The following is a 21,300-nucleotide window of genomic DNA, read 5'->3' on the forward strand; positions in this document are numbered from 1 at the left end:
GACTCGTCACCAGCGCGAGATGACCATCTTTTTGCGCGTGTAGAATTCCACCGCGTCTTGGCCCTGCAGATGAAGGTCGCCGAAGAACGAGCCTTTCCAGCCCGAGAACGGATAAAACCCGAACGGCTGCGCGGTGCCGGCATTGATGCCGACCATGCCCGCTTCCACCGTGTCGCGGAATTGGCGTGCGGACTTGCCGCTCGACGTGAAGATCGCCGACATATTGCCGTACCGTGACGCGTTCGCCATCGCGATCGCGTCGTCGAGCGTCTTCGCATACGCCATCGAAAGCACCGGCCCGAAGATCTCGTCGCGACCCACCGCCATCTCGGTGGTCACGCCGTCGAGCACCGTCGGGCCGACGAAATAGCCTGGCCGGTCTATGTAGCCGCGTCCGTCAGTGGTCACGCGCGCGCCCTCTGCCGCGCCGCGCGCGATGTATTCAAGCACCCGCGTGCGATGCTCATCGCGGATAAGCGGTCCGACGTCCACGCCCGCTTGATCGCCGGGGCCCACGACAAGTTTGCGCGCGCCTTCATTCACGGCCGCGAGCAACGGCGCGCCCGCCGAGCCCACCGCGACCGCCACGCTTCCAGCCAAGCAGCGCTCGCCGGCATTTCCGAAAGCTGAGTTGAGGATCGACGGCAGCGCTGCGTCGATGTCGGCGTCGGGCATGACGAAGATGTGGTTCTTCGCGCCGCCCGCCGATTGCACGCGCTTCCCGGTGCGAGCGGCCTCGCGGTAGACGTGCGCCGCCACCGCCTCGGAACCGACGAATGACACCGCTGCGACGTCCGGATGCGAGATGAGCGCGTCGACGCAATCGCGAGTCCCGTGAACCACGTTGAGCACGCCATCGGGAAAGCCGGCCTCCAGGAAGATCTCAGCCAGACGGACCGCTCCGAGTGGCGTCCGCTCCGATGGTTTGAGGACGAACGTGTTGCCGCACACCACCGCGAGCGGGAACATCCACAGCGGGATCATCACCGGAAAATTGAACGGCGTGATGCCGGCGGCAACCCCTACGGGATAGCGGTAGCAATCCTGATCCACGCCGTTGCCGACATCGCGCAGGGTCCGGCCCTGCAAAATCGTCGACGCCGCGCAGGCGAAGTCCACGACCTCGATCCCGCGCCGCACCTCGCCCCGCGCCTCGGCAAGAGTTTTGCCGTGATGGCGGGTGACGATGGCCGCGAGTTCCTCGGCGTGTTCTTCAAGTTTCGCTTTGTAGGCGAACATGAGCCGTTGACGATCCATGATCGACACGCGGCTCCACTCCGGTTGCGCGGCAGCTGCGGCTTTCACCGCCCGATCGACGTCGGCGGCACCGAGCAGCGGCACGCGTTCGATTTCTTCGGCCGTGGCCGGATTGAAAACGGGCAGCGAATCGCGCTCCAAACGCTCCCACTTCGGACCGATGAGCGCCGGTATCACGGAACTATGCCTTGCGAATCCGTTCGTCCAACCCGGCGGGCAAATTCCGCCAACGCGGAAAGCAACGCCGTGACCAGCCCTTTGGTCTTCTCATCCGTGAGATTGCCATCGGCGTCGAACTTCGTGCGCGCCGACGACACGTATAGCTGGGGGTCCGTGAGAAACCAGATGTCGGCGCCGGCCGCCAGTTGGCGAAGTTGGAGCTGTGAGCGCAAGGTGCCGAATCCGGTCGTCGAAGCGCCCATCATCGCGGTGGGTTTTTCGTCAAGGACCCCGTCGAATCGCGATGCCCAGTCGAGCACGTTCTTGGTCACAGCCGGCATCGAATAGTTGTATTCGGGTGTGACGATGAGCAACGCATCCGCCGCCTTGATCGCGTCAACCAGGCGCTTGACCGGCGGCAATGGATTCGACTCGTCGTCGAAGTCGGCGTTGTACAGCGGTACGTCGTCGATGTCGATGACGTTGATCGTCACGTCCGGCGGCGCGAGCGCGACGGCCGCGCGCAGCAATCCACGATTGTATGATTTCACGCGAAGAGAACCCGCAAATGCGGCCACCTTCACGATGTCCGCCGTCATTCGTTTCCGCCAAGCACCGGCGCGCCGTCGCTCGCCGGATCGAGCATGGCGCGGCGGTCGGTGGTGGCCCAGTGATACAAGCCGTGAAGGCTCAGGCTGTCGTCGACGTGATGGATCGCCTCGGTGTTTTTCGCGACTAATTCCGCGAGGCCGCCGGTGGCCACCACCGTGGGCTTGCCGCCGAGTTCCGCGGCGATCTTCGCGATGAGAAATTCCGCCTGGCCGACAAATCCGAAGATGATCCCGGATTGGAGCGCCTCTGCGGTATCGGTGCCGAGCGCGGCTCGCGGCCGGATCAGCGGCACGCTCATGAGTTTTGCGGCGCGCCCGACGAGCGCGTCGACTGAGAGCTCGATGCCCGGTGCGATGGCGGTGCCGGCGAACGCGCCGTCCGCGTCCACACCCGAGAACGTGGTCGCAGTGCCGAATCCGACGATGATGATCGGCGCGCCGTACCTCTTAACGCCCGCGATCGCATTGGCGATGAGGTCGGCGCCGAGTTCGGCTGGACGTTGCGTGCGAACGGGCATCATCGTTTGCCTTGCGGCGGAGATGAACTCCGTGCGGCAGTTGAAATAGCGCTGCGACATGCTCGTGACGGCTCGGTAGAGTTGGGGAACAACGTTCGCCACCACGACTCGCTGGACCGACGCCGGCGGCACGCCGCGCACGCGCAGCATCCCATCGACGAGAACGGCGAGCTCGTCGCCGGTCTGGCGGCGGTTCGTGACCGAACGCCACGTATGAGCGAGCGTTCCGGCGCTGTGGCCGGCGTCTTCGAATAGACCGAACTTTATATTCGTGTTGCCGATGTCGACCGCGAGGAGCATCGTCAGGCGCCCGATCGGAGCTGGGCGGTGCGATCTAAGATCGAAGCCGCGATCGAGGGCTTCGACGCGCGCGCAACGGCTTGTTCGCCGCCCGGCCAAAGAATGAGCACCTCGTTATCGGCTGCGCCGAAGGCGCCGCTGCCGTTGTTGCCGATCCGGTTGACGACGATGCAATCCAACTTCTTGCGTGCGAGCTTTTCCAGCCCGTTGGCGCGCAGGTCTTCGGTTTCAGCTGCAAAGCCCACCACCAAACATCCCGTCGGACGACGCGCCGAGACGTCGGCGATGATGTCGGGGTTGCGTTCGAGATCCATCTGCAGCGGCGCGCCGTCTTTCTTCACCTTGCCCGAAGCCTGCGAGGATGGACGAAAATCCGCCACCGCGGCCGCGCCGATGAACATCGTCGTGTCCGGCAGATGTGCGAGCGCTGCGGCGTGCATTTCGCGGGCGGTGACGACGCGAACGAGTTCTATGTCGAAGGGCGGCGCGAGTTCGGCGGGCCCGCTGATCAAGGTGACGTGCGCGCCGCGCCGCCGCGCCTCACCGGCAAGCGCGTAACCCATGCGGCCGCTGGACGCGTTCGACAGAAAGCGCGCTGGGTCGGCGAACTCGCGCGTCGGACCTGCGGTGACGACGACGCGCTCGCCGGCCATGCTGCTGGCCCGCCCGAGGGCGCGCACGACAGCGGCGACGATGTCGTCTTCATCTGCAAGACGGCCGTCGCCGATCTCGCCGCACGCGAGAAATCCGGAACCGGGCTCGACGAATTCAAGCCCGCGCGCCGTCAGCGACGCGATATTTTCACGCGTCGCCGCGGAATCGAGCATCGCGGTGTTCATTGCCGGCGCTACGAGTACGGGGTTGCGCGTGGCGAGGACGCAGGTCGTGAGCAGATTGTCGGCGATGCCGTGCGCGATTTTGGCTAGCGTGTTCGCGGTGGCGTTGAGCACGACGAACAGTTCGCTCTTGCGCACCAGCGTGATATGCGCGACTTGCCACGTGGTGCCGGCGTCGAACATCTCGGTGTGCACGTCGTTGCCGGACAGCGCTTGAAACGTGAGCGGCGTGACAAACCGGCACGCTGCTTCGGTCATGATCACGTGGACGTCGGCGCCTGCTTGGCGTAGTTTACTGACGACGCCCGCGCACTTGTAGGCGGCGATTCCGCCGCAGACGCCGACGAGTACGGTGCGACCGGCGAGATCCGGCGGCGCAGATGATGGCGCGATGTTCATGGGAGTGGATGTGCTTGCTTAGTCGGCCCCCCGATGCCGCCCTCCACGGCGCTAGCATTCACGGGCAAATCCCTCCTACGGCGTGCGCATGCTGACGTTGTCGATCAATCGCGTCGCACCGCAGTACGCGGCACCAACCACAAGAAGATCCGACTCCGCGGGCGCGGTGACGAGCGGCACGAACGCGCGCGGATCGACGACGGCGATGTAGTCGAGCCGTAATGGAGCCAACAAAGCCGCTGCATCCGCGACGAGCCGATGTGCGTCCGTTCGTCCGGCGACCAGTGCTTGCGCTACGCTTTGAAGCGCTTGCGAAAGCTTCACCGCGTCGCGCCGCTCCTGCGTGGACAGATAGATATTGCGCGACGAAAGCGCGAGACCATCGTCCTCGCGCACGATGGGGCAGCCGACGATCTCAACCGGCAGATCGACGTCCGCCGTCATCTGCCGCACCACCGCGAGCTGTTGCGCATCCTTTTGACCGAAGTACGCGCGCTGCGGCACGACGAGATTGAAGAGTTTCAGCACGACGGTCGCGACGCCGCGGAAGTGCCCCGGTCTGCGCTCGCCCTCGAGCTGCGAAGCGAGAGATCCCGGATCGATCGTCGTTTGCGCGCCGGGCGGGTACATCACGTCGTCCGCTGGTGCGAATAAGAGGTCTGTGCCGATCCGTTCTAACATCGCGGCATCGGCGTCGAACCTGCGCGGATAGCGGCTTAGATCTTCGCCCGGTCCGAATTGCAACGGGTTGACGTACACAGACACGACGACCGTCGCGCACTCCGCGCGGGCACGCGCGACGAGCGATGCGTGGCCCGCATGCAAGGCGCCCATCGTCGGCACGAACCCGACCGGCGACGACAGAGCGGCCCGCGCGGCGCGAAGGTCGCTGACCGAACGGACGACGTGCACGCGCTAGCGCGTCGCGGGATTCTGGCTCGCTGCGTGAGCGTTCGATTGCGCATCCCGCGTCTGGGCGCCGACTTCGTGCTCCGGCTCAGGGAACTTCAGCGTTCGCACATCGCCGACGTACGAACGCACCGCGGCAAGCCCGTCGTCGTACAATTTCGCGTAACGTTTGGCGTGCCGGGGCAGATAGCCGACCGAAAGCCCGAGCAGATCGTTGATGACGCTGACCTGGCCGTCGCAGCTCGGCCCCGCGCCGATACCGATCGTCGCGCAGCGGATAGCTGCGCTCACCTTCAACGCAAGCGCGCTCGGCACGCACTCGAGGACGATGGCAAAGCATCCGGCTCGGTCCAATGCCTCAGCCTGCGCGAGCATGAGCTCGGCAGATTCGACCGTCTTGCCCTGCGCGCGATATCCACCGAGCGCATTGACCGACTGCGGCGTGAGGCCGAGGTGCCCCATCACTGGAATGCCGCTCGATACGAGGCGTGCGACCAGATCGATGTCGTGCCCGCCCTCCAATTTGACGGCTTGCGCCAAGCCCTCTTTGAGAAACCGGCCTGCGTTGCGGACCGCTTCGTCGTGGCCGCATTGGAACGAAAGAAACGGCATATCTGCGATGACGAACGCGCCTTTAGCGCCGCGGGTCACCACGCGGGTATGGTAGAGCATTTCGTCGATCGTGATCGGCAGCGTGGTATCGTATCCCGCGAATACCATCGCGGCGGAATCGCCGACCAAAATCGCATCGGCGCCGGCTGCGTGCACCATGGCCGCAACGAGCGCGTCGTAGGCCGTGACGATCGCGATCTTCTCGCCACGTGCTTTCTTGTCGAAAAAAGTGTTGACGGTGACGGGCATTTTTGTTGGTCTACGCTTTCTTTGGCGGAGCAGGATCGAGCACGCGCAACATCGTGCGGCCGACGATAAACGGCTGGCCCGTGGTGATGAGCATCGGACCATCGATGGGCGAGCCGTCGACGAGCGTGCCGTTGCGGCTGTCCAGGTCGGTGAGTACAAGTCCGCCGGGCGTGGCGCGAACTTCGGCATGCCGGCGGGATGCGGCTCGGTCGGTGGACAATTCGGCGCCGACGGCTGTACCGTCGCGGCCGATGCTGATGTCCCGGGAAAACGCCCAGCGTTTGCCGTCGAGTGGGCCGTTCATCGCTTCGAGTTCGTACATGAGAACGGCCGATTTCGCGGGTTGCGCGGCGCCCTCCCGCGTAGCCGCCCATGGGGCGGTTAGAGGCCGTGCCGGACTTTTGGCCTAGCCAGGTCTTGCAAGCCTAATTTTACCGTCCGGTCTGGCCGACAACACTAAATGTAAGAAGGCCGCGCCTCTTATAACCGGAGCTGAAAAACGTTGTGGAAGACCCGAGCGTGAGCCAGGTTCGCGATTCCGATTTGCTTGACATCGACCCCGACGCGCTTCGGGAAGCCGAGCGAGTTTTCGCGCAAGGCATCTTGGACACGATGCCCGGCAAGCTCGTTGCGAGCGCCGCGTACGAAGAGACCCGCGTCGTCCTCACGATGACCGACGGGAGCGAATATTATTTCTACGGATTCATGGGTGAGGCAAAACGCGACTGAATTCTGCGTCGCATAAAGCTGCAAACAAAAAACTCGCGCGACGACGCGAGTTTTTCTGATTTTAGAGGCTCGGTTTTTGGATCAGGCCCGCCGTTGCGCGTCGTTGGATTCGACGAAACCCAGGATGGCCGTGTGGTCGCCCGGCTCGATGGACGTGAATGCGATGCCGTGATGAAATTTCTGCTCGTTGCGCGCGAAGAAACTCAACACGACCCGTCCCCTGGCCTGAACCGTGCGGTTCGTACCGGGAAGACCGAACTTGAGGCCGACGTTCGCGCGCGCCGGCAAATCATACGAGGCGACGAGGCGCATTCCCCCGGCCCCAAGATCGAAGACCGAGCCGTCGTGCGGATTAGCTTCGCCATCCACCGAGAATTCCACGGGCAAAGTAACTGCAACGCGGACATACTGACGCCGGCTTAGCTCACCATCCATTTGTCCCAGTATTCTCGCACAGGCGTTCGGAGCCTGCCATACTTGAATTTACTTGCCCTCATCGCGAGCTCGGGTGATAGCGCTCACGCCCGTCCGCCGGCGCGGCGCTCGCGCCAGAAATGAGGCAAAACGCGAATGGATATCTCATCGTCGTCTGTCGGCTTTCCTACCTACTCATCCACATTAGACGATGGACTTTGCGGTTCAGAATTCGGTCAGGAGATGCAGCCGGACTCGGAGGTCAGCTTCACGCAACCGGTGGCCAGCATGCCGATCGGTCAGCAGTGCGGCAACCCCGGTCAAGACGGTTCGATGCTCGGCGCGCTCGGCCAGCCGGTGGACAACAACTTCAGCTGGTTTGGCGACGACGCCGATGGCGACTCCGCGCAGCCGCTATAGGGTGCGCTCGAGCCCGCCGCTCGCGCGCTCTATGTCACTTGCGGCGTTCATCGCCACAAGCACTCCGTGCGCAACATCTAGACCGCCCTGAAGATACACTTCGTACGGTGCGCGCATCGGAGCATCGCACGAGAGCTCCAATGTCGAGCCGGCGACGAACGCGCCGTCGGCCATCAACACGGGATCCGCATAACCCGGCACCGGACCGGGTTCCGGCAAGGCGCGCGAGTTCACCGGCAGCATCCGTTGCACACCGCGTGCGAATGCCTTTAGCTTCTCGGGCGATCCAAGGCGGATCGCTTGAATTATGTCCGTACGTGCTGCGCCGCACGCCGGCTCCGTTTCGTATCCTAATTCGGCGAACAGCGCGGCGGCGAAATCCATCGTCTTCAAACTCTCGGCCACGGCGCGCGGCGCGCGATGCAGCCCGGCGAAAAACCATCGACTCGTGTCCAGCGTCGGTCCGATCGCGGCGCCGATCCCGGGTGCGAAAATTCGTTCTGCCACGCGCTCCACGATTTCGGCCCGCCCCGCGACGTACGCGCCGCTCACCGCCACGCCTCCGCCCGGATTCTTGATGAGCGAACCGACCACTGCGTGGGCGCCGACGGCGCACGGTTCTACAGGTTCGACGAATTCCCCGTAGCAGTTGTCCACCACCACGATAGCATTGGGAGCCCGCTCGCGCACGGCCGCGACAAGAGCGCCGATCGCCGCGACATCGAGCGACGGACGCGGCGCATAGCCACGCGAGCGTTGCACGAAGACGACGTCTGGCACGCGATCGAGCGCTGCGGCGACATCGTGCGCCGCCGGGGCGGGTCCGTCAGTCCACGGCACTTCATCGTACTTCACGCCGCGGGCGACGAGACTGCGGGGGTGGTCCACCAGCGCCATCCTCAGCGTGTCGTACGGCCGGCCCGTCACCGAGCAGAAGCGGCCGCCCGCGTCAAGCAGCGCCGACAGCGTGACGACGATCGCCTGGGTTCCACTTGCAAGCTGCAGGCGCGCGATCGACGCATCGGCGTCCATCAATCGGGCGAACAACGATTCGTACGCTTCACGGCCGCGATCGTGATAGCCGTAACCGGTGCTGCCTGTGAGGTGGCCTTCGTTCAAGCCGGCCTGCGCGAACGCGCCGATCACCTTTGCCGAGATTTCGAACGCTTTGGCATCGCGGTCGCGCCACGCAGGCAAGGCAAGCGCGAGCGCGGACTCCGCCGCGTCGACGACACGCGGCGTGAAGCCGAAAAGCTTGGCCGCAGCGCGAAGTCGGTCAACCATCCGTCTTCTCTTCCACCAGATGTTCGGGATGACGCTCGACGTCGAGTTCGTGCGCGCGGATCGCTGCGGCGGTCTTGACGAGCGCTTCAGCTTCTTCGGGCGAACGGCCGATCTCGCGTTCGAACGATCGCAAGAACGGCGCATACAGGGCCGCGCCGACCGCTACGTTGACCACGACGAGGACGACGGCGCGCCAATCGCGGCCAGTGACGATCCACGCGCCGATCACCGCCGGAAGCAGATTGACGGGCGGCACCCAAAACACGGTCCGGTCGACGATGCCGAACCACATGGCCGCGTAGGTGATCGTCGCGAGCAGAAGCGGCACACCGATGAACGGAAGCGCAAACGTCGGATTCATGACGATGGGGACGCCGAAGATCAACGGTTCGTTGACGTTCGCGAACGACGGCAGCAGCGATGCGAGCGCGAGTTTGCGCAAGCGAGCGACGCGCGAGCCCAGCATGAGCAGCGCCAGCGGCAACGTGGCGCCCGATCCGCCGGGGAAGAAAAACGTGGCGAGGGCTATCGTGACGATGTGCGGCGGCAGCTGATGATGGATGAAGGCCTGACTGTTCTGATCGAGCGCGTGGAGATAGATCGGCGTGACGATGGCCGATAGGAATGCCGGTCCGTGCACGCCGGCGCACCAAAGCAGCGTCTGCAGCGCGACGACGACCAGCAGACCCGGCAAGGTATCGCCGACCGCCACCAGCGGTCTGATGAGCGGAAGCAAGAGGCCGCCCAGACTTATGCCGGCGGCGGCGAGCAAGCCGAAGACGGCAACGGTCGCGATTGCGGCCGCGGCGATGCCGGCCATCGCTGGCAGCCTTCTGCATGCGATCCGCAGCGCTTCGCCGGTGAGCATTGCAACGATCAGTCCCAAGAATATGCTCGTCGAGGAGATCTGCGCGATAGCCAACCACGGCTGAGCGCGCGAGTCCGTGGGAAGCGAGAGGTAAAATGCGATCAAGCTAAGCGCGACGGCCGCGACGCGGTTGTAGCGGAAGGTTCGCGCGAGCCGCTCGGCGAGAAAGGCCGCCAGAGCCACGCCCATGACGCCGAAGCCCACGTGGTACGCCGCGAAGAAGCGGCTGGCCGGATCCGGATCGGATTGGTAGAAATATGCTGCGATGCTCGCGACTAGCAGGGCGACGAATGCGGGCCCGATCGCCTCTCGAACTGCCGCCATATGCGGCTCTTCGGCTGCGCGGCGAAGCGCGGGGAAAAAGCGCATCTCGAGCGCGGCGATCGTCCGCTCGAAACCGCCGCTCGGGGCGTGCTGCAAAGGTTACCGGCCCTACGAAGCGCCGGACGCGGGCACGGCCGACCTGGCGCGGCGTCGCGCTGCGGCATGCTCCACGAACGAGCGAAAGATCCGGCGGCTCGGCTCATCGCGGCCGACCAGCTCTTCCGGGTGCCACTGGACAGCGACGAAAAATGGATGGCCATCGTCGGCCTCGATGCCTTCGATCGTGCCGTCACGCGCGCGCGCAACCACCCGAAGTCCATAGGCGACGCGCCGCAACGCCTGATGGTGCATCGAGTTCGTCTCGATGCAGACGCCATCCACGATCTCTGCGAGTTTCGAGTTGGTATGGATGTCGACGGGGTGAGTGGTTTCTTGCCGGCCGTGGTCCGGCGTTTGCTGATGCTGCACGATCTGATGGTTGGGCGATTCGTACAGGTCTTCGATATCTTCGTACAACGTGCCGCCGAACGCGACGTTGACCACTTGACAGCCCCGGCAAATCGCAAGCGTCGGAATCTTGGCCCTTTTCGCGTAGCGGGCGGCCCCGAGCTCCAAACCGTCGCGATCGGCCGACGAGACGAACACGGTCGGATGCGGCCGTCCGCCGTATTCGTCGGGCGGCAAGTCCGGACCGCCGGGCAACAGCAGTCCGTCGTAGGCCTCGACGATTGCCGGAATCTGATCCTCGGTGAATGTGCCGTAGAGGAGCGTGGGCTCGCCGCCGGCTTGTTCTACTGCTTGGCGGTAGGTGGCCCAGTGGTCACGGACCGACACTTCATCCGCGCCGACCGTGATCGCGATTCTAGGCTTCATCGCGACGATGTTTCAACTTTGCGCTGCGAGGACCCCTCGGGTCTGTGTAGGAGGGCAAGCTCGTACTAGGGCAAGCATCGCTTGCCCAATTGGGTGAGCGCTGCTCACCCTAATACGGGTTGCTCACCCTCCTACGAAAAAGGGCAAGCGATGCTTGCCCTCCTACATTTTCGCTCGCGCGTGCTACGAAAGCTTGCGGATGACCGCCGTTACTTTGCCCAGGATCTTGGCTTTGGTGGTATAGACCGGTTCCATGAATTTGTTCTCGGGCTGCAGTCTGACGCGGTTGCCTTCGAGGTAGAACGTCTTGAGGGTGGCTTCCCATTCGCCGCCTTGCGAATCGTCGGGATATGCGACCACGATATCGCCGTTATTGGCGACCGGTTGCGGGTTGACCACGACGAGATCGCCGTCGAGGATGGCGGCATCCACCATGGAGTCGCCCTTCACGCGAAGCATGAATGATCCGGAATTCTTGACGAAGGTGGCGGGCACGGTAAAGCGCTCTTCGACGTTTTGAATGGCGTCGTAGTTCCAGCCCGCGGCCACTCGGCCGACCACCGGCAGCGACAGCGTTTCTTCATGGGATTCGTTGCCGGAGACGAGCGCTCGCGGCTTGGTGGGATCGCGCTTGATGAGCCCCTTCTTCTCGAGGGTGCGCAGATGGCATTGCACCGTGCTGCTCGAGGAGAGGCCCACGCGCTCGCCGATTTCGCGTACCGACGGCGGGTAACCGTGTTCGCGACGAAAATCGCGGATGACATCTAGGATGGATTGCTGGCGCGGCGTCGTCTTGCGATCCACTGCGATTACCGCCTTTATCCAATGCTCTTCGAGAGAGGCAAATTAGGGTGACGATACTGTACGGCGGCCGATAGCTCGACCGTCGCGCAAAGTGAATCGTACCATAGGGGCTCAAAAATTGCAAACGTTTGTTCGAAAAAATCTTGACACTGAGGGCACCCGGCGCTAAGATGAACCTGTCAAACATACGTTCGACCGCGTCCCGACCGAGAGGACAAGCCCCATGCTACGAACCTACCGCGCCTCGCGAGCCACATTGATTCCCGTCATCCAATTGCTGTCCTTAGTCATCGTGTTCGCATTGCCGGTCGTCTGGGGCGCTCACGTCTACACGTCCACGCCGTCGCGCTACGATCGCGTCACGGTCCGTCAGGGCGACACGGTTTGGAGCATCGTCGCAAAGCGCGCCGGCCCAGGCAGCGACGTCGCGGAGGCGGCCTATACGGTCGCGCAGGTCAACCATCTCACCGCGAAGAGCAGGCTTCAACCCGGCCAGGTGCTCCTGATACCGCGATAGGCTCGGCTTGAGTTCAAGCGGTGAGCTACGGCTCGCCGCTTTTTTTGTGGAAGCGGCGTTTGACCGTACCGGACCTGTATGTTATCCTACTGAGGTGCCTTTTTACGACGGCGAAGCGGCTCGCACGATGCGGGCTGCGGCCGTACGCGAATTCGGAAGGAGTCTATCAAACCGTGGCACTCAATAGGGATCGCAAGACTGCGGTCATCGATAAACATCAGCGCAAAAAAGATGACACCGGTTCACCCGAAGTCCAGATCGCTCTCTTAACCGAATCAATCAACGAGCTGACCGGTCACTTCAAGATCCATAAGAAGGACCACGCGAGCCGCCGCGGGCTGCTCAAAAAGGTGGGTAAACGCCGAAGTCTGCTGCGTTATCTTGAAAAAAGCGATCTCGATCGATATCGCGCGATCGTCGCGAAACTAGGATTGCGCCACTAGCTACTAACCATTTATGCGATCGAAGCGCGCCGGTCGGATCGCACCGGTGCGCTTTGCGCGTCCAGGGATGTTCGACGATCTTTAAGAACATCGGATTGTCGAAATATCGAGATTAAATCAATAAGAATCTAGGAGGAACTCCCTTTTGCCAGAGTCCGTCAGCATGGAGCTGGGCGGGCGCACGCTCACCATCGAAACCGGTGAACTTGCGCGCCAGGCCAGCGGCTCCGCATTTGTTCGTTATGGCGACACCTGTATTCTCGCGGCCGCCACCGCAAGCGCAAATCCGCGCGAGGGCATCGATTTCTTCCCCCTCACCTGCGACTACGAAGAGCGGATGTACGCCGCCGGTAAGATCCCGGGCGGCTTCATCAAGCGCGAAGGCCGGCCGTCCGAAAAGGCCACCCTCACCGCCCGGTTGATCGACCGGCCGATCAGGCCGCTGTTCCCGGAAGGATTCCGCAACGATATCCACGTCATCTGCACGGTGCTCTCGGTCGATCCTGAAGTCGACCCCGATGTCGTCGCGATGATCGGCGCGGGCGCCGCGCTCGCGGTCTCCGACATCCCCTTCGATTTCAACGTCTCCGCTGTGCGCGTCGGCATCGTCGACGGCCAGTATGTCGTCAACCCCGCAAAGTCGATCCTCGAATCGAGCACGCTCGACATGATCGTGGCCGGAACGGCCGATGCGGTCATGATGGTCGAAGGCGGCGCGAAAGAAATCTCAGAGGAGCAGATGCTCGGCGCCGTCGCGTTTGGGCACGAGCGCATCAAAGAACTGGTGCGGTTGATCAACGACCTTGCGCGGCGCGCCGGCAAGCCGAAGCGTAAGTTCAAGTTATTCGTGCCGTCGCCATCCATGCACAGCTTTGTCGACGACAGGTTCGGCGCGGATATCGCGAGCGCCATGCGCATCACCGGCAAGATAGAGCGCGAGCGCGCCTTCGAGCAGATCACGCGCGACGAAGCGAAGCGACGGATCGTCGGGCATATGCTCGAGTCGGAATTGCGTCCGCAGCTCGAAGATCCGAAGAATCAGGACTTCAACAAGTGCGTCAAGGCGCGCGAAGAGGATGAGCTTCGAACGATGGTGGTCGATGAGGGCATCCGGCCCGATGGACGCCGTCTGGACGAGATCCGGACAATCACCTGCCGCACCAGCGTCGTGCCTCGCACGCACGGCTCGGGACTGTTCACGCGCGGCGAAACGCAGATATTCACGGCCGCAACGCTCGGGTCCATCTCCGACGAGCAGCGAATCGACGGACTCGGCCCGCAAACGTTCAAGCGCTACATGCACCACTACAACTTCCCGCCGTTCTCCGTCGGCGAGACGCGTCCGATGCGTGGCCCGGGGCGACGTGAGATCGGCCACGGCCACCTTGCGGAGCGCGCGCTGGTTCCGCTGCTTCCGCCGCCGGATCAGTTCCCATATACCCTACGCCTCGTTTCAGAGACGTTTGAGAGCAACGGTTCATCGTCCATGGGCTCCGTCTGCGCGAGCACGTTAGCGCTGATGGACGCCGGTGTGCCGCTTCCCAAACACGTCGGCGGCATCGCCATGGGGCTCATCCTCAAGGGCGGGCGCGCCGGCATCTTGTCCGACATCCAAGGTCTTGAAGACGCGCTGGGCGAGATGGACTTCAAGGTGGCAGGCACCGTCGACGGCATCACGGCCGTGCAGATGGACATCAAGGTGCAGGGCATCACCATCGAAACGATGCGAGACGCGATGGCCCAGGCGCGTGAGGGCCGGCTGCACATCATCGGCAAGTTGCGGGAGACGATCGCTGCGCCGCGGCGCGGTCTTTCGGCATTCGCGCCCCGCATGTACGTGCTGGAGATCAACCCAGAGAAGATCAAAGACGTCATCGGGCCAGGCGGCAAGATCATCAACAAGATCGTCGCCGACACGGGCGTCAAGATCGACATCGAGAACGATGGCCGCGTGTTCATCGCTGCGCCCGACGGCGAGAGCGGCGAGAAGGCCAAGAAGATCGTGGAAGATCTTGTTCGCGACGTCGAAATCGGCGCGGTCTACACGGGCGTGGTCAAGCGGATCATGAACTTCGGCGCGTTCGTCCAGATCTTGCCGGGCAAAGAGGGTCTCGTCCACATCTCGCAGTTAGCCGCTCACCGCGTCAACCGCGTCGAGGACGAAGTGAATCTCGGCGATACGCTCACCGTCAAGGTGCGCGAGATCGACAGCCAAGGACGTGTGAATCTCTCGCGCGTGCTCACCGGCGACAACTCCAACAACTAAGCGTTTGGCCGAAGATAATGTAGGGCCGGCCTTTATGGCCGGCCATTTTTTTTAGTATGATTGAGTCCCGTAGCAGTAGGTTCAGCCGCGCCCACCCTACAATCCGTTCGACTATGACAACGCGGAACATGATGGCACGAGCGTTACTAGTCATTCTGCCGGCGCTTGTCGCATGCGCGCCGAAGGCCCAAGCGCCGCCCCAATGCTGTGCCACCCTCGGCTACAATCGCACCGAGGTGGAATCGGTGCTCGGCAAGCCAAGTCCGCCGCAACCGTCGAAGTATCACGCGCTGCCGTCGCCTCCGCCGGGTGCTTCGATCTACACCACGGAGCACGCGTATCTCACGGTGACGTATTTCGGTATGACGCCGGCGGTCGCGCAGCACTTCTCGCTGGACTTCTTCGAGGGCAAAGACCCGGCGGCGGGATTCAAATTCGCTGCGGCCTATCTGCCGGACGACGCCAAGGATATCGCCCACGCGGTCGGTGCGAAGTATCAGATCAGGTTGTTCAAGAGCGACCAATTGGCGCGCACGCTGCCGGCGAGCGGCGGCAAGATCTTCGTAGAATGCGCCGGCCCGAATCCAACCCTCGAATGCGACACGATGGAGATCGGCGCCGGCAACCCGTAGCGTTCGTGGTTGTAGGGCCGATGTTTATCATCGGCCGGCCGGAAAGGCCGGCCCTACAAAATGGGCTACAGCAGCCCGGCGGCGCGCTGCAGTGCGGTCAACGCGATGCGAAGGTTCGCCTGTGCGTTCACGTAGTCGGTGCGGGCTTGAGCGTCGTCAAGCAACGCATCGGCCAGCTCGAGCGACGTCCCAACGCCGGATTTGAAACGGATCTGGCTGACACGCAGACTTTCGTCGGCGGCATCCTGCCCGGCTTTATTTGCGCCGACTTGTGCCTGCGCGGCGGTGTAGTTGAAATACGCTTGCCTGACCTCCAAGTCGATCCCGTTGCTCAATTGCTTGAGGTTGATCTTCGCCTTTTCGACATCGGCGTTGGCTTCGGCTACTTTGCCGTGCGTGAGCCCGCCGTCGAAGAGCTTCCAGGTCACGGCTAGGGTCTCGGAGAGCTGCGGCTGCGGAACATTTTCGAAATTCGGTTTGCTGCTCGCATCGGCGACCTGGACCGTGATGAACGGCAGCGCGCCCGAACGCGCCGCCTTGACTGCGGCGGCGGCGATGTCGACCGCGGCCCGTGCAGCGCCGAGCTCGTAGCGATGCCCGGTGGCATCGGCGAGCACGTCGCTAAGCGCGAACGACGGCGTGGCCGCGGCGAGTTCTTCCGTCGGGTCTATCTGACTGCCGAGATTGACGTTGAGCAGATTTGCCAGCGCGGCGTTTGCAAGTGACGCGGCGGCGCCGGCCTGGATGTCGCGGACTTGCGCGTTCGTAAGCGCGACTTGCTGCCGCAACACATCGGCCTTCGCAAGCGTTCCGGCGCTGAGTCCATCGTTGGCAGTTTTGAGATTCTCTTTGGCGACCGCGACGGTTTGATCCGCGATGGCGGTTCCGCGCTGGGCTTCGATGAGTTGGAAATACGCGTTGGTGACGTCGCGGATGACGGTGGCACGCTGCGCCGCGTAATCGCTTTGCGCTGCGGAGAGTCCGGCGGCGGCTTGACCGATGGCGGCCTGAACCGCGCCGCCGCTGTACAACGCGTATTGCAGCGTCGCGTCCACGTTATTGAGATTGGTCGCCGAGAAGAAAATTGGTTTGGTCACCAGTTTGCCGCCCGGCCCAGGCGCTTGAAAATTGAAGAATGCCGGATTTTGCGTGTGCACGAATGAATAGTCGGCCGACAGCTTCGGAACGCGGCCCGCTCCGGCTTGGATCACGCGCGCTTGCGCCGCGCTCACGTCCTGCGCGGAAGCCTGATACGAAAGATTGTTGGCAAGCGCGAGCTGCAAAGCGTCCGCGAGCGAAAGCGAAGTCCGGGTCGTGGACGCTGTTTGGGGTTGATCGACGTTCGTCTGGCCTGCCTGCGCCGCAGGGCTCGCCAGGAAAATCGCGCCGCAAATCGCTGCGGCAGCCGAGAAACTAGTAACGCGCACGGTTTGGCGACCTTTCAAAAGGCGGCCGTCGTATCGCGCCACTTACGCGGCCGATACGACCTGCGGCCGGATCGGGTGATACTTGAACACTCGCGACAAGGCGGTGACTTCGAACACGCGTCTGACCGATTCGTTGGCGGCGATCACACGCACATCACCACCGACATCGCGCACCGCGCGCAGCAGCCCGATTATGGCTGCGAGGCCGCCCGAGTCGACAAGATGCACGTTACTGAGATCGAGTGCGAAACTCTTCGGCTCGCCTGCCATAAGTTTTACGAGGCGGTTGCGCACGACGCGGCCGGTTGCCGCGTCGAGATCTCCCTCGACGACGGCGACGGTCTCGCCCGGTTCGATCGAATCAAAAGTGCGGATGTCGATGCCCATATTTCTCTCTCCAGACGTTGTTGCTTGCCGCAACCGGTACACGAGTTAACTATTTCCACGTATATTGTTAACTGCTTCACCATATCCTACCTAACAGTTAGTGAGGAAACTAAAATCCCGTGCAACGGGACGAAAAGGCCGTTCCTGAGACCCGTTGGCTCGCGTTCAATCGTTCGCACGGTCAATCGATAGCGCCGGTCGTGCGCGAGCGTCTATTCACCCGCCGCGCAACGGCCGGATCTGTGGTTCGCGTCGATGCGGCAGAGGCCGTGAACGCATTCATGCGCCGCGTCCGGCGGTTCGGTGACAAGCGAACTGAAGCCATGGCTTTGAGAGAGCCGGCGAAATTCGAACGAGCGCGATTTTCTGCGCCGCACGCGTCAATTCGCATTGACGAAATGTTCGAGCTGATGTCCGCGACGCCGCTCGTCAAAGTGATTGATTCAGTGCGACGGCCGCTAGAATTTGCACGCGAGGCTTTCCATGCGCGGCATGAGAACGAGCGAAGCCGTGTACGCCAATCTTCGGGAATTCGTCGATCGACTGAGGCGTGACGGCGAGCTGCGCGAAATTCCCGTCCAAGTCGATCCTTATCTCGAAATCTCGGAGGTCGCGGACCGCTGCGTCAAGAGCGCCGATGGCGGGCCCGCACTGCTGTTCAGCGATGTGAAGGGCTCGCGCTTTCCGGTTCTGATCAACGCGTTGGCAAGCGAACGGCGGATGGCTCGCTCGCTGGGCTTGAACAACCTCGAGGAACTCGAAGCCAAAGTCGGAGCGCTGCTCAAGTTCGTGCAGTCCGGCGCGACGTCCGACAAACTTGGAATGCTCCTAGGCCTCAAAGACCTCGCCGGAATTTTCCCAAAGACGGTCCGTTCGGGTCCATGCCAGGACGTCGTCCTGCAAGGTGACGATGTCGACCTCGGCTTGCTGCCGGTCATCACGTGTTGGCCGCTGGACGGCGGACCATTCATCACGCTTCCATTGGTCATCACGAAAGATCCGAAATCGGGCGCGCAAAACGTCGGCGTCTACCGCATGCAGGTCTACGACCGCAACACCACCGGCATGCATTGGCAGCGGCACAAACACGGACGCGAACACCAAGAAGCAGCGGGCGCCGGCGCGCGGATGCCGGTTGCGGTGGCGATCGGCACGGACCCGGCGATGTTATACGCGGCCACCGCACCTCTGCCAGCCGGCATTGACGAGGCGGTGTTGGCCGGCTTCCTGCGCGGTCACGGCGTACCGATGGTCCAATGCCGCACGGTGGATCTTAAAGTGCCGGCAGAGTCGGAATTCGTGCTCGAAGGGTACGTCGACAACGCGGAGCTGCGCCGAGAAGGACCGTTCGGCGATCATACCGGCGTCTATTCGCTCGCCGACGACTACCCGGTCTTCCACGTCACCTGCATGACCCATCGCAAGAATCCGATCTACTGGACCACCATCGTCGGCAAACCGCCGATGGAGGACGAGTGGCTCGGCAAAGCCACAGAACGTTTCTTCCTGCCGCTGCTGCGTCAGATGGTGCCCGAGATCACCGATTACAATCTGCCCGTCGAAGGAGGCTTTCACAATCTCGCCATCGTCTCGATCAAAAAGCGCTACCCTGGCCAAGCCAAGAAGGTGATGTATGCGTTGTGGGGCCTCGGCCACATGATGATGCTCACGCGAAATATTCTGGTGGTCGATGCCGATGTCGACGTGCAAAACGTGCGCGACGTCGCGTGGGTCGCGCTCAACAACGTCGACGCCGGCCGCGATCTCGTTTTCGCGCCCGGCCCGGTGGACGTGCTCGATCATGCTGGACCGCTGCCCTTGCTCGGCACGAAGCTTGGCATCGACGCCACGCGCAAGACCGCCGAAGAGGGTTATCAGCGAGAGTGGCCGCCCGACATCGTCATGTCGGACGATGTCAAAGTACTGGTGGCGCGCCGCTGGGCCGAATACGGTTTGTCCAGTCTCGCCGATCGATGACGGCGATGCTCCGCACATTTCTGCAAGAGATCAAAATCGAGCACACGCTGTTCGCGCTGCCGTTCGCTTACGTCGGCGCGCTTCTCGCCTACGGCGGCGTGCCGCCGTGGCATAGCATCGCGTGGATCACCGTCGCCGTTTTCGGCGGACGAACGGCGGCGATGGCGGCGAACCGTCTGATCGATGCGCGCATGGACGCGAAGAATCCGCGCACCGCGCGCCGCGCGTTGGCGACCGGCGAACTTTCGCCGTCGGTGATGATATGGGCTATCGCGATCAGCCTCGTCGCGCTCGCCATCGCTGCGTTCGAACTTAACCCGCTCTGTTTTGCCCTCGTTCCACTGGCCGCGGTCGGATTGATCGTGTATCCGTACGTCAAACGCGTCTCGTGGGGCGTGCATTTCTTCCTTGGCGCAGTGGACGCGCTCGCTCCGCTCGGCGCATGGATCGCGATCACGGGCCGATTCGAAGCCGGCGCCTGGCTGCTGTTCGCCGCAGTCACGCTCTGGGTCGCAGGGTTCGACATCCTGTACGCGCTCATGGATCGAGATTTCGACCTCCGCGAGGGGATCGCGTCCGTTCCTGCGCGCTTCGGCGAAGGGAGCGGACGCCTTCTGCCGCAACTGTTGCATCTCGGAGTCGTCGCGGCGCTCGCCTGGTTAGGAGTCGCGACCGGCGCGCATGGATGGTATTGGGTGGGAGTCGCATCCGCCGGCGCGCTGCTGGCCTTCGAATTCTCACTGCTACGCACGAGCGGCGACGTCTTTTCGCTCAATGCCGCCGTCTTCAACGCCAACATGCTCTTCTCGGTCGTCTTCATGTGCACTACCTTTGCCTCGCTCGTCACCGGAGTATCCGCCCATGCCGCTTTCATCCCGTAGATCCGCCATCGCGGCCGCCCTTGCCGCCGCCGCCCTTATCATACGGTCGTCGGCTCCAGCAGGCGCCGATTTCCCGCCCTACGCGAAGGTCGTGTCGATCGTCATCGTAGCACCGCTTTCCGGGTCCGACAAACAATTCGGCATCGATCTATCCAACGGCGTGCAGCAAGCGGTCGACGAGGCGAACGACGCGCGCGGCATCGCGGACTACGGATGGGTGATGCATAGCTTCGACGATCAAGCCGATCCCGGCATCGCACAGCAGCAGGCGCAATTCGCCTTGGTCGATCCGAGCACGGCGTTCATCATCGGCCACATCGGCGGTCAGGAGACCGCGCTTTCGCTGCCGACCTACCATCAAGCTGAAGTGCCGGTCATCATCCCGACGTCGCCGTTCGCCGCGCTCACGCAGACCGGATACGACAATGTGTTCCGGCTTTGCCCGACCGACGTCAGCGAGGGTCGCAGCGATGCCCGCTACGCCGATCGCACGCTCAGCGCAAAGCGGATCGCGGTCGTGTACGAGCAAAACGACTACGGCGCCGACGCCGGTCAAGGATTCGTCAACTACACCGCTGCGAGCAACGTGACGGAAAAAGATTTTCCGCTGGATGTCGAGTTCAAGAATCTGAAGACCCAGGTGGCCGCGCTGAAAGATTGGGCGCCCGATCTCGTGTTCTTGAGCGGGGTCGGAAGCGATATGATCCGCGTCATTCCATCGCTCCGCACCGCGGGCGTCACCGTGCCGCTCCTTGCCACGCAGGGATTTTACAGCGATTCACTGCTCAAATCACTCGGCGACAATGCCGAAGGCATCACGGTGAGCTCGTGCGTGCCGCCCGTCCAATTCATGCCGACGGCGAATAACTTCGTCACGCAATTCCAATCGCGGTATGGCCGGCTGTCGTCGTACGCTCTATTCGGCTACGTCGCAGCGCAGATCGCCATCCAATCCACGAAGTTCGCCACTTCGGTCGAGCATCGCGCGGTGGATCGCGCGCTCGCCACCCATTCGTTCAACACGATTCTGGGCCAGATACAATTCCAACCGTCGGGCGACGTGCTCGGCGCCGATGTCTACTTTTACCAGTATAAAAAGGGTGCTTTTACGTATCTCTCATCGGCGTATCCCAATCCGCTGATCGTTCACTGATGAAAGGGCCGACCTTAAAGGTCGGCCCTTTCATCAGTTGTACTAGGGCAA

At 62.8% G+C, this 21,300-nt stretch carries 23 protein-coding genes; 9 read left to right on the plus strand and 14 right to left on the minus strand.

Annotated features, from left to right (window positions below; all coding sequences use genetic code 11):
• Window positions 1-6 precede the first annotated feature (6 nt).
• The 7 genes from VII69_04685 to VII69_04715 all read right to left on the minus strand — a co-directional run bounded on the left by VII69_04685 (window position 7) and on the right by VII69_04715 (window position 6,172).
• A complete protein-coding gene (locus VII69_04685) occupies window positions 7-1,434 on the minus strand; it encodes a CoA-acylating methylmalonate-semialdehyde dehydrogenase (protein ID HEY5094399.1) in 1,428 nt (475 codons plus the stop codon).
• Window positions 1,431-2,015, minus strand: a complete 585-nt coding sequence (locus VII69_04690; protein ID HEY5094400.1) for an NAD(P)H-dependent oxidoreductase — start codon at window positions 2,013-2,015, stop codon at window positions 1,431-1,433. Before VII69_04690 ends, VII69_04685 begins: the two co-directional genes overlap by 4 nt.
• A complete protein-coding gene (locus tag VII69_04695; GenBank protein HEY5094401.1) occupies window positions 2,012-2,845 on the minus strand; it encodes a type III pantothenate kinase in 834 nt (277 codons plus the stop codon). The genes VII69_04690 and VII69_04695 overlap by 4 nt, the downstream gene beginning before the upstream one ends.
• A gap of 2 nt (window positions 2,846-2,847) precedes the next feature.
• Window positions 2,848-4,080: a bifunctional phosphopantothenoylcysteine decarboxylase/phosphopantothenate--cysteine ligase CoaBC gene (gene coaBC, locus VII69_04700; protein ID HEY5094402.1), complete on the minus strand. Its 1,233-nt coding sequence runs from the start codon at window positions 4,078-4,080 to the stop codon at window positions 2,848-2,850.
• A 75-nt stretch (window positions 4,081-4,155) separates the two neighbouring features.
• Window positions 4,156-4,992 (minus strand): pantoate--beta-alanine ligase, encoded by an 837-nt coding sequence (panC, locus tag VII69_04705; protein HEY5094403.1) that lies wholly within the window; start codon window positions 4,990-4,992, stop codon window positions 4,156-4,158.
• Between the two features lie 3 nt (window positions 4,993-4,995).
• Window positions 4,996-5,850, minus strand: coding sequence for a 3-methyl-2-oxobutanoate hydroxymethyltransferase (gene panB, locus VII69_04710; protein ID HEY5094404.1), 855 nt, complete (start codon window positions 5,848-5,850; stop codon window positions 4,996-4,998).
• Between the two features lie 10 nt (window positions 5,851-5,860).
• A complete protein-coding gene (locus tag VII69_04715) occupies window positions 5,861-6,172 on the minus strand; it encodes an FHA domain-containing protein (GenBank protein HEY5094405.1) in 312 nt (103 codons plus the stop codon).
• A 197-nt stretch (window positions 6,173-6,369) separates the two neighbouring features.
• On the opposite strand from VII69_04715, the gene VII69_04720 reads away from it, so the two are divergent.
• The gene (locus VII69_04720; GenBank protein ID HEY5094406.1) at window positions 6,370-6,579 is read left to right on the plus strand and encodes a hypothetical protein; all 210 of its coding nucleotides are present in this window, start codon (window positions 6,370-6,372) and stop codon (window positions 6,577-6,579) included.
• A gap of 81 nt (window positions 6,580-6,660) precedes the next feature.
• Here VII69_04720 and VII69_04725 read toward each other — a convergent pair whose 3' ends face one another.
• Window positions 6,661-7,014, minus strand: a complete 354-nt coding sequence (locus VII69_04725) for a PilZ domain-containing protein (GenBank protein ID HEY5094407.1) — start codon at window positions 7,012-7,014, stop codon at window positions 6,661-6,663.
• A gap of 135 nt (window positions 7,015-7,149) precedes the next feature.
• Between VII69_04725 and VII69_04730 the strand changes: the two genes are divergently transcribed.
• Window positions 7,150-7,413, plus strand: coding sequence for a hypothetical protein (locus tag VII69_04730; GenBank protein ID HEY5094408.1), 264 nt, complete (start codon window positions 7,150-7,152; stop codon window positions 7,411-7,413).
• On the opposite strand, the gene VII69_04735 is transcribed toward VII69_04730, so the two are convergent.
• The 4 genes from VII69_04735 to lexA form a co-directional block, all read right to left on the minus strand.
• Entirely contained in the window at window positions 7,408-8,697 is a 1,290-nt protein-coding gene (locus VII69_04735; GenBank protein ID HEY5094409.1) for a methionine gamma-lyase family protein, read from the minus strand. The two genes, VII69_04730 and VII69_04735, sit on opposite strands and share 6 nt — an antisense overlap.
• Window positions 8,690-9,985 carry a PTS transporter subunit EIIC gene (locus VII69_04740; protein ID HEY5094410.1) on the minus strand — a complete coding sequence of 432 codons (1,296 nt, stop codon included), beginning with the start codon at window positions 9,983-9,985 and terminating at the stop codon, window positions 8,690-8,692. The genes VII69_04735 and VII69_04740 overlap by 8 nt, the downstream gene beginning before the upstream one ends.
• Before the next feature lie 12 nt (window positions 9,986-9,997).
• Complete coding sequence (locus VII69_04745) at window positions 9,998-10,762, minus strand: gamma-glutamyl-gamma-aminobutyrate hydrolase family protein (GenBank protein HEY5094411.1); 765 nt, start codon at window positions 10,760-10,762, stop codon at window positions 9,998-10,000.
• 183 nt (window positions 10,763-10,945) lie between these two features.
• Window positions 10,946-11,566, minus strand: a complete 621-nt coding sequence (gene lexA / locus VII69_04750) for a transcriptional repressor LexA (protein ID HEY5094412.1) — start codon at window positions 11,564-11,566, stop codon at window positions 10,946-10,948.
• A gap of 223 nt (window positions 11,567-11,789) precedes the next feature.
• Here lexA and VII69_04755 point away from each other — a divergent pair, with 223 nt between their 5' ends.
• The 4 genes from VII69_04755 (at window position 11,790) to VII69_04770 (ending at window position 15,424) form a co-directional block, all read left to right on the plus strand.
• A complete protein-coding gene (locus VII69_04755; GenBank protein ID HEY5094413.1) occupies window positions 11,790-12,083 on the plus strand; it encodes a LysM peptidoglycan-binding domain-containing protein in 294 nt (97 codons plus the stop codon).
• A gap of 173 nt (window positions 12,084-12,256) precedes the next feature.
• Window positions 12,257-12,526 (plus strand): 30S ribosomal protein S15, encoded by a 270-nt coding sequence (gene rpsO / locus VII69_04760; GenBank protein ID HEY5094414.1) that lies wholly within the window; start codon window positions 12,257-12,259, stop codon window positions 12,524-12,526.
• A gap of 145 nt (window positions 12,527-12,671) precedes the next feature.
• The gene (gene pnp, locus VII69_04765; protein HEY5094415.1) at window positions 12,672-14,792 is read left to right on the plus strand and encodes a polyribonucleotide nucleotidyltransferase; all 2,121 of its coding nucleotides are present in this window, start codon (window positions 12,672-12,674) and stop codon (window positions 14,790-14,792) included.
• A gap of 113 nt (window positions 14,793-14,905) precedes the next feature.
• A complete protein-coding gene (locus tag VII69_04770; protein HEY5094416.1) occupies window positions 14,906-15,424 on the plus strand; it encodes a hypothetical protein in 519 nt (172 codons plus the stop codon).
• A 65-nt stretch (window positions 15,425-15,489) separates the two neighbouring features.
• Here the strand turns inward: VII69_04770 and VII69_04775 are convergent, their stop codons facing one another.
• Window positions 15,490-16,851 (minus strand): TolC family protein, encoded by a 1,362-nt coding sequence (locus VII69_04775; protein ID HEY5094417.1) that lies wholly within the window; start codon window positions 16,849-16,851, stop codon window positions 15,490-15,492.
• A 42-nt stretch (window positions 16,852-16,893) separates the two neighbouring features.
• On the minus strand, window positions 16,894-17,238 hold the full coding sequence (locus tag VII69_04780; GenBank protein ID HEY5094418.1) for an STAS domain-containing protein: 345 nt from the start codon (window positions 17,236-17,238) through the stop codon (window positions 16,894-16,896).
• Between the two features lie 492 nt (window positions 17,239-17,730).
• Here VII69_04780 and VII69_04785 point away from each other — a divergent pair, with 492 nt between their 5' ends.
• Genes VII69_04785 through VII69_04795 form a run of 3 tightly spaced genes read left to right on the plus strand, consistent with a single transcriptional unit; the run spans window position 17,731 to window position 21,249 of the window.
• Window positions 17,731-19,215: a menaquinone biosynthesis decarboxylase gene (locus VII69_04785; GenBank protein HEY5094419.1), complete on the plus strand. Its 1,485-nt coding sequence runs from the start codon at window positions 17,731-17,733 to the stop codon at window positions 19,213-19,215.
• A 5-nt stretch (window positions 19,216-19,220) separates the two neighbouring features.
• Complete coding sequence (locus VII69_04790; GenBank protein ID HEY5094420.1) at window positions 19,221-20,096, plus strand: UbiA-like polyprenyltransferase; 876 nt, start codon at window positions 19,221-19,223, stop codon at window positions 20,094-20,096.
• Window positions 20,077-21,249: a branched-chain amino acid ABC transporter substrate-binding protein gene (locus VII69_04795; GenBank protein ID HEY5094421.1), complete on the plus strand. Its 1,173-nt coding sequence runs from the start codon at window positions 20,077-20,079 to the stop codon at window positions 21,247-21,249. Before VII69_04790 ends, VII69_04795 begins: the two co-directional genes overlap by 20 nt.
• The last annotated feature ends 51 nt before the right edge of the window (window positions 21,250-21,300 follow it).

The sequence above is a fragment of the Candidatus Eremiobacteraceae bacterium genome, from assembly GCA_036511855.1.
Taxonomy (GTDB): Bacteria; Vulcanimicrobiota; Vulcanimicrobiia; order Eremiobacterales; family Eremiobacteraceae; genus JABCYQ01.